Origin of the sequence: Sphingobacterium sp. BN32, from assembly GCF_030503615.1 — a bacterium.
Lineage (GTDB): Bacteria > Bacteroidota > Bacteroidia > Sphingobacteriales > Sphingobacteriaceae > Sphingobacterium.
The window spans coordinates 3,593,534-3,606,928 of record NZ_CP129963.1 but is presented as its reverse complement, the minus strand read 5'-3'; the positions used below and the strand labels follow the sequence as shown (position 1 = coordinate 3,606,928).

Sequence of the window (13,395 nt, the reverse complement as noted above, 5' to 3'; positions counted from 1 at the left end):
AATATTATATGGCAAGGATATCAGGTATAGATTTACCTAAAAACAAAAGAGGTGTTATTGGCCTTACCTATATTTTCGGTATTGGTCGTTCCACTGCTGCTTATATCTTAGATAAAGCAGGCATCGATCAGAACGTGAAAGTTCAGGAATGGAATGATGATCAATTAGCTTCAATTCGTACAATCATCAACGATGAAATCAAAGTTGAAGGTGCATTACGTTCAGAAGTTCAATTGAACATTAAACGTTTGATGGATATTGGTTGTTACCGTGGATTACGCCACCGTAAACACTTACCAGTTCGTGGTCAACGCACTAAAAACAACTCTCGTACTCGTAAAGGAAAACGTAAGACAGTTGCTAACAAGAAAAAAGCTACTAAATAATAAGTAATTAAGAAATGGCTAAAAGTAAAAAAGTTACTAAAAAACGTATCGTAGTTATCGAGCCTGTTGGTCAAGCTCATATCAACGCTACTTTTAACAACATCATCGTAACTTTGACTAACAATCAAGGTCAAACAATTTCATGGTCTTCAGCTGGTAAGATGGGCTTCAAAGGTTCTAAAAAGAACACTCCATATGCTGCGTCACAAGCTGCTAACGACTGTGGTAAAGTTGCATACGACTTAGGATTGCGTAAAGTTGAAGTTTTTGTAAAAGGACCTGGTGCTGGACGTGAGTCGGCGATCCGTTCTTTACAAACAATTGGAATCGACGTAACGACGATTAAGGATATTACTCCACTACCTCACAACGGTTGTCGTCCTCCAAAACGTAGAAGAGTTTAATAATAGAGTGTTTAAGATAAGATTCTTCAGCTAAAGGCTGAATGATACTTCAAACAGAACAAACAAATGGCAAGATATACAGGACCTAAGTCCAAAATCGCTCGTAAATTTAGAGAGCCAATTTTCGGCCCAGATAAGGCATTAGAAAAGAAAAACTATCCTCCAGGCCAACATGGTCCTTCAAAAAGAAGAGGAAAACAATCTGAATATGCAATTCAGTTATTAGAGAAACAAAAAGCTAAATATACTTACGGTGTATTAGAGCGTCAATTCTCAAACTTATTCGTTAAGGCAGCAGCAAAACAAGGTATTACAGGTGAGAACTTCTTAAAATTATTAGAAGCACGTTTAGATAATATCGTTTACCGTTTAGGAATTGCTCCTACACGTTCAGCTGCTCGTCAATTAGTTTCGCACAAGCATATTACTGTTAACGGTCAAGTAGTTAACATTCCATCATATAGCATTCGCCCTGGTGATGTTATTGAAGTTCGCGAGCGTTCGAAATCCTTAGAAGCGATTTCAAACTCTGTAGCTGGAAGAAAAATTAATAAATTCAGCTGGTTAGAGTGGGATGCAAACGAATTGAAAGGTACTTTCGTAACTTACCCTGAAAGAGCTGACATTCCAGAGAACATTAAAGAAAATTTAATTGTAGAGTTATACTCTAAATAATAAATGATACTAACATGCATTCTTGTAAAGTTTGCATGTTAGTATTATATCATATCAAGTACTAAAACTTAAAAGAACATAAATGGCAATTTTAGCATTTCAAAGACCGGATAAAGTTATCATGCAAAAATCAACTGATTTTGATGGTACTTTCGAATTTCGTCCATTAGAACCAGGTTTTGGTGTAACTATTGGTAATGCTTTGCGCCGTATTTTATTGTCCTCTCTAGAAGGATATGCAATTACGTCGGTAAGATTTTCAGGCGTTTCGCACGAATTCTCTACGATTAAAGGCGTGGTAGAAGATGTTACGGAAATCATTCTTAATTTGAAGCAAGTACGTTTCAAAAAGTCTGGTGAGCAAGGCGATAACGAGAAAATCTTTGTAGTTATCAACGGCCAAGATCAATTTACAGCTGGAGACATTACTAAATTCTCTAATAATTTCACTGTATTAAACCCTGAATTGGTTATCTGTAACATGGATAACTCTGTTACTGTAGAGGTTGAAATCTCTGTAGGTAAAGGTCGTGGTTATGTGAATGCGGAAGAGAATAAAGTGGTTGATGGACCAGTTGGAATGATTGCGATCGATTCTATCTACACTCCGATCAAAAATGTAAAATATACCATTGAAAACTATCGTGTTGAGCAAAAGACTGACTACGAGAAATTGTTGTTAGACATCTCTACTGATGGTTCTATTCATCCAGAAGATGCTTTGAAAGAAGCAGCTAAGATCTTAATCCAACACTTCATGTTATTCTCTGATGAGAACATGTTGTTGGAATCTCAAACTAAGGAAGAGACTAAGGTTGTTGATGAAGAAATCTTACACATGCGTAAGATTTTGAAAACGGAATTAGTTGATTTAGATCTTTCAGTTCGTGCTTTGAACTGTTTGAAAGCAGCTGATATCCGCACATTAGCAGAATTAGTAACTTATGATGTTGCAGATATGTTGAAATTCCGCAACTTCGGTAAGAAGTCTTTAAGTGAGATTCAAGAATTAGTTAAATCTAAAGGTTTATCGTTTGGTATGAACTTGTCTAAGTACAAGCTAGACGAAGAATAATAAATTACAATAATAAGCGACCTGTTGCGTAATTCCTCTTGGGAGTAGAGATAATCTGATTATACATACAAGCTTGAAAGAAAGAACGGTACGCACAAAAACAAATCAAAAAAATGAGACACGGAAAAAAAGTTAATCACTTAGGCCGCACTGACAGTCACCGTAAGGCGATGTTAGCTAACATGGCGACTTCATTAATTAAACACAAACGTATTACTACAACTTTAGCAAAAGCTAAAGCTTTACGTACTTACGTTGAGCCTTTGATTACAAAATCTAAAAACGACACTACACATTCACGTCGTACGGTATTCGCTTACTTAAAAGATAAAGATGCTGTTACTATCTTATTCCGCGAAGTATCTGAAAAAGTTGCTTCTCGTCCAGGTGGTTACACACGTATCATCAAATTGGAAAACCGTTTAGGTGATAACGCGGAGATGGCATTTATCGAATTAGTAGATTACAACGAAGTTTACGGAAATACTGCTAAAACTGAGAAGAAATCTACTCGTCGTCGTTCTACATCAAAGAAAAAAGCTACTGAAACTGCAGCGAAAGCTCCAGTTGCAAAAGCTGACGATTTAACTATCGTAGAAGGTATCGGTCCTAAAATTGCTGAAGTATTAACAGCTGCTGGAATCGCTACTTACGCTGAATTAGCTAAAACTGATGCAGAAAAAGTTAAAGAAATTTTAACTGAAGCAGGTTCTAACTTCAATACTGCAGATCCTTCTACTTGGGCTGAACAAGCACAATTAGCAGCTGACGGTAAATTCGAAGAATTAGAAAAATTGAAAGCTGAATTAGATGGCGGTAAAAAAGTTGATGAATAATCATTGATTTTTTAACGAAATAAGAAAGTCCCCTTGCAAAAGGGGACTTTTTTTATTTTATCAAGATTCGTAAACTATTACTACATATATTTGTAATTCACATCTTACGAAAGCATAATAAATGGAACTTTTTAATGTTTACCCTGTTAATCCTATCAATATTGTAAAAGCAAAAGGATCATTGGTATGGGATGAACAAGGCACAGAGTACTTGGATCTATATGGTGGCCACGCGGTCATTTCTATAGGCCATACGCATCCTCATTATGTTGAGGCGCTTAAAAATCAGTTAGACAAGATTGGTTTTTATTCGAATTCCGTTTTAATTCCTATTCAACAGCAACTTGCCCGACAGTTAGGTGAGGTGTCTGGAAAGGCTGATTATACCTTGTTTCTTTGTAACTCAGGTGCTGAAGCCAATGAGAATGCGCTGAAGTTAGCATCCTTTCATACTGGAAGAAAGAAGATTATTGCTTTCAATAAGGCATTTCACGGTCGTACTTCCTTGGCAGTTGCTGCGACTGACAATCCAAGTATTGTAGCTCCAGTTAACCAAACTGACAATGTTGTGTTCCTTCCATTCAATGATGAGGAAGCATTAACGAAGGCTTTTCAGGAGTATGGAGATGAAATTGCTGCTGTTATCATCGAAGGGATACAAGGTGTTGGAGGAATTCGCGAAGCTTCTGTTCCCTTTTTAAAAACCATTCGTTCATTGTGTGACACTTATGGGGCCGTTTATATCGCAGATTCGGTGCAATGTGGTTATGGAAGAACAGGTTCTTTCTACTCGCATGACTACGCAGGTGTAGATGCAGATATCTATACGATGGCAAAGGGTATGGGAAATGGTTTCCCTATTGGTGGTATTTCCATCGCTCCGAAGTTCAAAGCTTCCTATGGCTTGTTGGGAACGACCTTTGGCGGAAATCATCTTGCATGTGCTGCTGCTGTTGCTGTGCTAGATGTTATCAAAGAGGAGAACTTGCTTCAGAATGCCGAACAGGTAGGCAAGTATTTGATTGAGGAACTTAAGAAGTTTGATCAGGTCTTGGAAGTTAGAGGACGTGGGTTGATGATCGGTATTGAGTTGCCTGCAGATCTTGCGCAGGTGAAGAAGGATCTGTTGTCGATCAATAAGATCTTTACTGGAGAGGCTAAGCCGAATGTAATTCGTATTCTACCCGCATTAAATATTACAAAAGAAATTGCAGATCGCTTTTTAACAGCTTTTGACGAGCGTTTGAAAGCTTAATTATATCAAAGATGAAGAACTTTTTTTCTGTAGCGGATGTAAAAAATCTGAAAGCTATAGTAGACGAGGCATTAACGTTAAAGGCCAACCCTTTTGGCAACGAAGACCTTGGTAAGCATAAAACAATTGGTTTAGTATTCTTGAACCCAAGTCTTCGTACTCGACTTAGTACACAGAAAGCGGCGATGAACCTTGGGATGCAGGTCATCGTGATGAATATGGATAAGGATGGCTGGGCTTTAGAGACCCGTGACGGCGTTATTATGAACGGCACGACCGTAGAGCATATCCGGGAGGCTGCAGCTGTTATGGGCGAGTATTGCGATATCCTAGGCCTTCGTTCGTTTCCTTCATTGAAAGATAAGGAAGCAGATTATACCGAAGATTTATTCAACAAATTCGTGAAATTTGCGGGGGTACCGGTTGTTTCCTTGGAAAGTGCTACACGACATCCACTACAAAGTCTTACCGATCTGATTACCATTACAGAACATAAAAAGAAAGATAAGCCAAAAGTGGTGCTTGCTTGGGCTCCTCATGTGAAAGCACTTCCGCAAGCCGTTCCAAACTCATTCGCAGAGTGGATGTGTAAGGCACAGGAGGAAGGCTTAGTTGACTTTACGATTGCACATCCCATGGGATATGAATTGTCGGAAGAATTTACAGACGGCGCCAGCATTTCTAATAATCTTGACGAAGCTTTGGCTGATGCTGATTTCGTGTATGTGAAAAACTGGTCCTCGTTTAGGGAATACGGCGCTGTATACCCAGTATTTGAAGATTGGATGATGAATAATGAAAAATTAAAGCTGACAAATGATGCGAAGGTCATGCATTGTCTACCAGTTAGACGCGACCTGGAATTATCATCAGAGATTCTTGATGGGCCGAATTCCTTAGTTATTAAGGAAGCAGGTAATCGTGTGTGGGCGGCACAGGTTGTATTGAAGAGGTTGTTGGAGGGTTTGAAATAAAATAGAATGTCGGTATTAAACATTATAAAAATCGGGGGGAACATCATTGACGATCCTGTTCAATTAGATGCTTTCCTCGAAAAATTCTCTGCTTTGCAGGGGCGTAAAATTTTAGTTCATGGCGGTGGTAAAATCGCAACGCGTATCGCTGCTGATTTAGGTATCGAGGCTAAAATGGTCGAAGGACGTCGTATTACGGATGCACCAATGTTGGATGTGGTAACCATGGTTTACGCGGGCTTGACCAATAAGAATATCGTAGCAAATCTGCAAAAACTTAATTGTGATGCGATAGGCTTATGTGGCGCTGATGCCAATGTGATAAAGGCTATTAAACGTCCAGTGCGGGAGATCGACTACGGATTTGCCGGTGATATACTTGCGGATTCCGTGAATTCACTTGCGATAAAGAAACTCTTAGAGGCCGAATTCACACCAGTATTTTCAGCAATTACCCATAATGGTATGGGGCAGCTATTGAATACGAATGCAGACACCATTGCATCTTCGCTTGCGATCGCCCTATCCAATGTCTATGAAGTTTCGCTGATCTATTGTTTCGAGAAGAATGGTGTTTTATTAGACGTCGATAACGAAAATTCGGTTATTGAGACGATTCGTTCCGGAGAATTTCAGCAATTAAAAGAAAATAAGATTATACATGATGGCATGATTCCGAAGTTGCAAAATGCGTTTGACGCTATTGCAAAGGGGGTTAGCAATGTGTATATTGGCAATGCCAATAATTTACACCTGTACCAGCAGCGTAAATTTGGCACTTGTTTAATTGCCTAAATCTATACAACATGCAAAAAATTACAATCATCGGAGGGGGGAATATCGGCCTATCTTTAGCCAAGGGATTGGTGAAGGCGGATTATTGCCAAGCTGATGCAATCACGATCACCAGAAGGTCGTTGGTTTCATTAGAAGAGGAGAAGAATGCCGGCTTTACGGTTAGCGAGAATAATGTCGAAGCCATTCAAGGTGCAGACTATATTGTGCTTGCAATCTTGCCGCAGCAGATTCGCAAAGTACTTGACGAGCTTCAACCCAGCTTAAACCCCAAGCAGATTGTAATTTCAGTCGTGTCAGGAGTGACCTGTGCTGATATCAAGGAAGTCATTGGAAATAATAAAACGGTTATCCGCGTTATGCCGAATACGGCAATTGCCATTGGTCAGTCGATGACCTGTATGGCAACGGATAATGCAACGGATGAACAAATCAAAGCCGTTACGACGATGTTCGAAACGGTAGGATCCGTCGTTCTAATCAACGAAGATCTCATGACATCGGCAACCGCATTGTGCGCCTGTGGTATTGCATTTTTTTTACGTAGTATCCGCGCGGCGTCGCAAGGAGGAGTAGAGATCGGCTTCCATGCACATGATGCGCTCAAAATGGCGATTCAAACAGCAAAAGGAGCTGCAGATTTGCTGCTGCAAATGCAGAGCCATCCTGAAAGCGAGATTGATAAAGTAACTTCACCCAAAGGATGTACCATCGCAGGCCTAAACGAAATGGAACACAACGGCTTTAGCTCTGCATTTATCAAAGGCATAAAATTATCAGCTAAGAAAGCTGGAGGTTTGTATAATGAATAACATAGCAGAATTGACGAGCGATAGTATCGCATTATTGAAAGGCATGATCAGCACCCCCTCGCTTAGTCGTGAGGAACAGAACACTGCCGCTTTAATTCGTCAATTCTTTCAAACGCATAAAATACCAACGGAACAAATAGGCAATAATATTATTGCCTATAATCAGTTTCATTCGGCCGACAAGCCTTATATTCTTTTAAATTCCCATCACGATACCGTCAAAGCAAATCCTGGCTATACAAAAGATCCCTTCCAACCGCTGGTTGAGGATGGTAAATTGTATGGCTTAGGGAGCAATGACGCCGGTGGTTGTTTAGTTTCGCTAATCGCAGCATTCCGTTATTTCTATGGGCAGCAGAATCTCCCATTCAATTTATGCCTTATTGCATCAGCAGAAGAAGAAGTGTCGGGGAAGAATGGGGTGGAAGAGGCTTACAAGCATGTGCCTGCCTGCAGTTTTGCAATTGTCGGCGAACCGACGCTGCTAAACCTAGCGGTCGCTGAGAAAGGATTAATGGTTTTGGATTGTGCCGCACATGGTCAATCCGGACATGCCGCACGCGAAGAGGGTGTCAATGCCATCTACTTAGCGTTAGAAGATATAGCGTGGTTCCAGAGCTTTCAGTTTCCGAAGCTTTCGAGCTTCCTCGGGCCAGTTAAAATGAGCGTGACGATGATCGAAGCGGGGTCGCAACATAATGTTGTTCCTGCAATCTGTAAATACGTCGTTGATGTGCGGAGTACAGACGTTTATACCAATCAGGAAATATTAGACATCATCAAATCGCATGTCAAGTCGGAAGTGGTAGCCCGTTCCACCCGATTGAATCCTTCGACTATCCCCGTTGATCATCCCATTGTACAATCGGGTATTAAGCTAGGTAAGGAAATTTACGGCAGTCCGACGATGAGCGACCAAGCTTTATTGCCAATTCCCTCGATTAAGGTAGGTCCTGGCGATTCGGCAAGATCACATACCGCGGATGAATTTATTTATCTACATGAAATAGAAGAGGGAATTCGGTTTTATATCTCCCTTCTACATAATATTATATAAGAATAGCGGGCATGCCCGCTATTCTTATATAATATTTGTTTCTCTGCTTATCAAAAAACGACTCTCAACAAGCTTTTTTTAAACAAACGAGACTTTTACAAAGTAATCTGACGTTTAATGCTCTCTTCAAGTGAAATAATCGTCTCGGTACGTTGAATTCCTTTTAATCCTTGGATGTCTTCATTCAAAACTTTGCGTAAATGTGAGGTGTCACGACAGATAATTTTAGCGAAAGCACTGTATTGACCCGTGCAATAGTGTAATTCTACAACTTCTTTAACCTGTTTTAACTGTTCAACGGCATCAGAATACTGAGAACCCTTCTCTAAATAGATGCCTAAGAAGGCTGTGATGTCAAAACCAACCTTTTGAGGGTTAATAATGAGGTTAGATCCATTGATTATTCCCAATTCCTCCATTTTTTTCATGCGAACATGGATGGTTCCACCAGAAACTATCAGTTTTTTTGCGATTTCCGTATATGGAATTGATGCATCTTCCATTAAGATGGATAAAATTTGAACATCTAAGTTGTCTAAATCGTAATTTGAATAGTTTTTTTCCATAAAAATGGTATTATTACGTGTATAATTTGTTTACTTTTTAAAATTATCTAAAAAATTCAGAAAAATTTCTATTTTTTTGAATCAAAATGTACATTTGTTATAACAAAAGCAGTAAAAACTTGCTGATTTTGCATAAAGTAGCCCCTCAAAATAACATAGGTTTATAATTGGTTAGCGTCGAAGCTCCTCGCCCGAGGAGCTTCTTCCATTTTGCCAAACCATCGTCACCTAACGATTTGAATATTTTTCAAAAATAACAACTTTTCAGCGTATTTTAATATTCAAATGATAAAATAATATCATTTTTTTTGTCATATTTATATTTCAATTCTAAAAGAGTTATCTTTTAGAAATTAGTACATTAGTAATTACCCGATATCAATAACAGATGGAAATCCAAGACGTTAAAATTTCAAGAAAGAAACCCGTGTTTCCAGTAGGGGCAGGGCTTCTTAAATACCTTAAAATGTATCAAAGGGATAGCAAACTACCCCTTGCATACGCCGATCTGTTGAATTTTGATGAAACGGTTCCTGTCATCGATAAAAATGGGGTAGACACCTATTGGGAAATTCCTTTATATCCGCAGCATGTCCAAGATCACCTGTACGAACAGCTCAAGATAGTCTATGCGGAACTCAAAGCTTCAGGTAATACGCGAATCGTGCAGCATAAGGTTATTGAACGAATAGAATTCTGTGCGTTCGGTAATACACGACCTTTCCGGATCAAAATTGTCAATCGTCTGAATGATGTTTATGATTATTTCTATATCAAGCAAGCCGATGCTTCGCGTATCTACGGCCTGGAACTTGAAGAAATTCTATCCCCAAACCAAGTAAATTACCTCTATGATCGATCGACCTTAGTAGAGGAGCATATTGTCGGTATTCCAGGGGATGTCTTCTCTCTGGGGCGGATGTACACTCCGGATTATAATCAGACCCGGATTGCTAAAGAGTTTGTAAAGTTTAATGAACGTTGCGTGATTTCTTTGCTCGGTGATATGCGTGCTTACAACTTCGTCATGCAGATTACGCCAGACTTTGATGATTTCCAATTCCGTATCCGCGCGATTGATTTCGATCAACAGTTCTATGAGGGTAATATCAAGGTTTATATGCCACAGTTTTTCAAAGAGAACTATCCTTATGTAAAACTTTCGATGGATCATTTAAACGAGAAAACTGTCTTGCAGTATCAGCAGGAAGAACGATCTTCCATTGTTCATCGTGTTCGGAGCGAGCGGCATCGAATTAAAGATCTTCGCGATGCCTCAAAAACGCAGCAACTTTCTACCGAGGAGAATATCATCAAATTGAGAGAAGCTCATGCGCAGTACTATGACGATCCGAAATATCTACAATGCCAGTCCATGACCGACATTATCGAGCGGAACGTCAAAAACGTTATACGTTCCGTACAACTCTAACGAACGCGTTTTTCGTTATCTTTTACAAAGGCTTCCCAACCCGAATAAGATTTGGAATTGCTGTTTGTGTTTTGTTGAAAGGCATGGCATACTGCAACAGCCAATCCATCGGTGGCATCTAAGAACTCTGGCGTCTCTTTAAAACTCAATAGGGTCTGTATCATCGCGGCTACCTGTTCTTTACTGGCATTACCGTTTCCGGTAACCGACTGTTTTATCTTGCGGGGTGCATATTCGAAGATTGGAATATCTGCATTCAATGCTGCCGCCATCGCGACGCCCTGCGCCCTCCCTAGTTTCAACATTACCTGAATATTCTTACCATAAAATGGAGCTTCCAATGCAACACAATCGGGTTTATATTCCGCAATCAATGCCGCAGTCTTTTTAAATATACGTTGCAACTTCAAGGCGTGGTCGTCAAGATGCCCCATTTTAATCACCCCCATCGTTACTAAGGTTATTTTTTTATTTACCTCTTTAACGATTCCATATCCTAGCACAACCGTGCCCGGGTCAATCCCTAAAATAATACGCTCCTTCGCCTTTTCCTTTTGCATGCTACAATATTACAAAAAACCGCTCAATCGACGGCGTCCACATTTCAAGGAAAGGACGGATTTAAGGATTGGCAAGATATTACGCAATAGGTCTTGATACTAAGTACTAACTACTAATTACTATTTCAAGGAAAGGACGGATTTAAGGATTGGCAAGATATTACGCAATAGGTCTTGATACTAAGTACTAACTACTAATTACTATTTCAAGGAAAGGACGGATTTAAGGATTGGCAAGATATTACGCAATAGGTCTTGATACTAAGTACTAACGACTAATTACTATTTCAAGGGAAGAAAGGATTTAAGGATTGGCAGGATATTACGCCATAGGTCTTGATACTAAGTACTAACTACTAAATACTATGCTGAAGCAGGGGATGGATCGACTAGAATCGTGACTTTCCCGAAAGAAGGGCGGTCAAAAACCTATTATTTATTAAAAAATTGTTAAAATTGTGCTTTCAAATCAGAAATTGACAAAGACACAGCGGAAATATCTCAACCTTTTAATCAAGATTATCATTGTCGCATTAGCAATGTGGTTCGTGGTTTCAAAGGTCAATAATCAAAAGAATTTAGCGGAATTCAAAATTCTAATCGGAACAATAGACCCGGTTACTATCCGTATTGTTTTGGGCTTGGTTTTCCTGCTGATGCTGCTTAACTGGCTTTTAGAGGTTGTTAAATGGCAGTTTCTGAGTCGTCGATTAGAATCCTTGGGAATGTGGAAGGCTATAAAATCGGTGTTTAGCGGACTCACTTGGGCGATTTTTACGCCAAATAGAATTGGTGAATACGGCGGAAGGATTATGCTTTTAAAGCCCGAAAATCGTGCTTCCGGCGCGGTCGCTATGGGCGTGGGGCTATTTGCTCAGTTGGTTTTGACCTCAGTTTTTGGGGCTATTAGTATCGCTTGGTTTGTGACAACGTTTATAGAAACACCGAGTTCTGTCGATTTTGGAGTGTGGTTGTTAGCCATTATCTATGCTATGGCATTTCTCATTCTTTATTTCAATGTTTCCTGGGTCGATTACCTAGTCGGTAAAGTCAAATTTCTACATAAAGTCAAGCCTTTCTTCGTCGTACTGGAAGATTATTCCGTCCGCGAACTAGCCTATGTGCTGTGGTTATCAACATGCCGGTTTGCGATTTTCACTTCGCAGTACATCATCTTGATGCTCGTCTTCTTGCCCGAGCTGTCCATCGTTTCCATGATACCGATGATTTTTATTCTATTCTTTATTCAATCGGCGGTTCCATCACTGGATATATTTGATTTCAGCGTACGGAGTTTTGTGGCGAGCAATTTGTTTGCTTACATCACTACCCAAGAGTTGGCGGTGATGGCTATTGTTTCCTGTGTTTGGTTTGTGAATTTGATATTTCCGGCGATCATTGGAGCATTTTTTGTGTTTAACGTAAATTATATCAGTGATAACAGGTCTTAGTTTATTTCTTTTCATCATGTGCATGGTCTACGTGGTGCTTGTGCTATATATGCGTGCAGGGTGGATGCGCCTTCCCATTATCAAACCCAGCACAATAGTTCCACAGACTAAGGTAAGCGTTATCATTGCGGCGCGCAATGAAGAGGACAATATCGGAAGAACGCTGGATTGTCTGATGGCGCAAGATTTCCCGAAGGAACTCTTGGAAATCATCGTTGTAGATGACCATTCAACCGACCGAACCAATGAGATTATTTTGTCGTATGCAGACCGGGGTGTTCGTTTAATCAGTCTGGAAGCCGGTGACAAGCTAAACTCTTATAAAAAGTATGCAATCAATAAAGCGATCGACTCTTCAAATGGCGAAATCATTGTAACCACCGATGCAGACTGCCGCATGGGACCCCATTGGTTAAAGACGATCATCCACTTTATGGAAGCTAATGATTTGTATATGGTCTCCAGTCCCGTAAGTTACCATGAGGAAAAATCATATTTTGAAAACTTGCAAACGCTCGAGTTCTTATATCTGATTGGGTTAGGCGCTGCCGGTATAGGCAATGGAAATCCCACGACATGCAATGGAGCAAATTTAGCCTACAGAAAGGCTGTGTTCTACGAGATGGGTGGTTTTAAAGGTATCGATGAGCTGGCATCGGGCGACGATGAGTTGCTATTGCATAAAATCGCAGAGAAGTATGCGTCGCGCATAGGATTCTGTAAAGCGCGCGAAGCTATTGTTTATACTGATGCGAAGGAGAATCTATCGGCATTTTTGAGCCAACGTAGGCGCTGGGCTTCGAAGAGTACCAAGTACAAAGATAAACGTGTCGTGGCACTTGGTGTTTGTATTTGGCTGTTCAACTTAGCCTTATTAGTCAATATCCTTTGTTTTTGTTGGGCAGATCCGGATGCGGAACGTTTAATATTGCTGTCTATCTTGATGAAGATTGTCGTGGAGTTTGCATTTCTGTACCCTGTGGTATCCTTCGCAGACCGTAAGTCCTTATTATTCAACTTGCCCCTCATCAGTTTAATGCACTCCCTTTACCTGGTTTATATCGGTATTTTGGGGAACGTTGGAAAATACGACTGGAAGGGTCGCTCAGTAAAATAA

The 13,395-nt window shown here is 40.0% G+C and carries 15 protein-coding genes; 13 read left to right on the top strand and 2 right to left on the bottom strand.

The window, feature by feature from the left end; genetic code table 11:
- Positions 1 to 8: 8 nt before the first annotated feature.
- From rpsM to QYC40_RS15220, 10 genes are all read left to right on the top strand, one after another.
- Positions 9 to 386, top strand: a complete 378-nt coding sequence (gene rpsM / locus QYC40_RS15265) for a 30S ribosomal protein S13 (protein WP_301990997.1) — start codon at positions 9 to 11, stop codon at positions 384 to 386.
- Positions 387 to 400: 14 nt separating this feature from the next.
- Positions 401 to 790 (top strand): 30S ribosomal protein S11, encoded by a 390-nt coding sequence (rpsK, locus tag QYC40_RS15260; RefSeq protein WP_149524846.1) that lies wholly within the window; start codon positions 401 to 403, stop codon positions 788 to 790.
- A gap of 66 nt (positions 791 to 856) precedes the next feature.
- Positions 857 to 1,465, top strand: a complete 609-nt coding sequence (gene rpsD, locus QYC40_RS15255) for a 30S ribosomal protein S4 (protein ID WP_149524847.1) — start codon at positions 857 to 859, stop codon at positions 1,463 to 1,465.
- 82 nt (positions 1,466 to 1,547) lie between these two features.
- Positions 1,548 to 2,540 carry a DNA-directed RNA polymerase subunit alpha gene (locus QYC40_RS15250; RefSeq protein ID WP_301990996.1) on the top strand — a complete coding sequence of 331 codons (993 nt, stop codon included), beginning with the start codon at positions 1,548 to 1,550 and terminating at the stop codon, positions 2,538 to 2,540.
- Positions 2,541 to 2,653: 113 nt separating this feature from the next.
- Positions 2,654 to 3,376, top strand: coding sequence for a 50S ribosomal protein L17 (rplQ, locus tag QYC40_RS15245; protein WP_301990995.1), 723 nt, complete (start codon positions 2,654 to 2,656; stop codon positions 3,374 to 3,376).
- A gap of 121 nt (positions 3,377 to 3,497) precedes the next feature.
- Positions 3,498 to 4,631 (top strand): aspartate aminotransferase family protein, encoded by a 1,134-nt coding sequence (locus QYC40_RS15240; RefSeq protein WP_301990993.1) that lies wholly within the window; start codon positions 3,498 to 3,500, stop codon positions 4,629 to 4,631.
- A gap of 11 nt (positions 4,632 to 4,642) precedes the next feature.
- Positions 4,643 to 5,605 carry an acetylornithine carbamoyltransferase gene (locus QYC40_RS15235; protein WP_301990992.1) on the top strand — a complete coding sequence of 321 codons (963 nt, stop codon included), beginning with the start codon at positions 4,643 to 4,645 and terminating at the stop codon, positions 5,603 to 5,605.
- Positions 5,606 to 5,611: 6 nt separating this feature from the next.
- Positions 5,612 to 6,400, top strand: a complete 789-nt coding sequence (gene argB, locus QYC40_RS15230; protein WP_301990991.1) for an acetylglutamate kinase — start codon at positions 5,612 to 5,614, stop codon at positions 6,398 to 6,400.
- A gap of 11 nt (positions 6,401 to 6,411) precedes the next feature.
- Positions 6,412 to 7,212: a pyrroline-5-carboxylate reductase gene (gene proC, locus QYC40_RS15225; RefSeq protein WP_301990990.1), complete on the top strand. Its 801-nt coding sequence runs from the start codon at positions 6,412 to 6,414 to the stop codon at positions 7,210 to 7,212.
- The gene (locus QYC40_RS15220) at positions 7,205 to 8,269 is read left to right on the top strand and encodes a M20 family metallo-hydrolase (RefSeq protein WP_301990988.1); all 1,065 of its coding nucleotides are present in this window, start codon (positions 7,205 to 7,207) and stop codon (positions 8,267 to 8,269) included. The genes proC and QYC40_RS15220 overlap by 8 nt, the downstream gene beginning before the upstream one ends.
- Positions 8,270 to 8,364: 95 nt before the next feature.
- Here the strand turns inward: QYC40_RS15220 and QYC40_RS15215 are convergent, their stop codons facing one another.
- Entirely contained in the window at positions 8,365 to 8,835 is a 471-nt protein-coding gene (locus QYC40_RS15215; protein WP_149524854.1) for an Lrp/AsnC ligand binding domain-containing protein, read from the bottom strand.
- Between the two features lie 388 nt (positions 8,836 to 9,223).
- Between QYC40_RS15215 and QYC40_RS15210 the strand changes: the two genes are divergently transcribed.
- Positions 9,224 to 10,267: a hypothetical protein gene (locus tag QYC40_RS15210; protein WP_301990987.1), complete on the top strand. Its 1,044-nt coding sequence runs from the start codon at positions 9,224 to 9,226 to the stop codon at positions 10,265 to 10,267.
- Here the strand turns inward: QYC40_RS15210 and ruvC are convergent.
- Complete coding sequence (gene ruvC, locus QYC40_RS15205) at positions 10,264 to 10,827, bottom strand: crossover junction endodeoxyribonuclease RuvC (protein ID WP_301990986.1); 564 nt, start codon at positions 10,825 to 10,827, stop codon at positions 10,264 to 10,266. The genes QYC40_RS15210 and ruvC overlap by 4 nt on opposite strands.
- 458 nt (positions 10,828 to 11,285) lie before the next feature.
- Between ruvC and QYC40_RS15200 the strand changes: the two genes are divergently transcribed.
- A complete protein-coding gene (locus QYC40_RS15200) occupies positions 11,286 to 12,278 on the top strand; it encodes a hypothetical protein (protein WP_301990985.1) in 993 nt (330 codons plus the stop codon).
- 16 nt (positions 12,279 to 12,294) lie between these two features.
- A complete protein-coding gene (locus tag QYC40_RS15195; protein WP_301990983.1) occupies positions 12,295 to 13,395 on the top strand; it encodes a glycosyltransferase in 1,101 nt (366 codons plus the stop codon).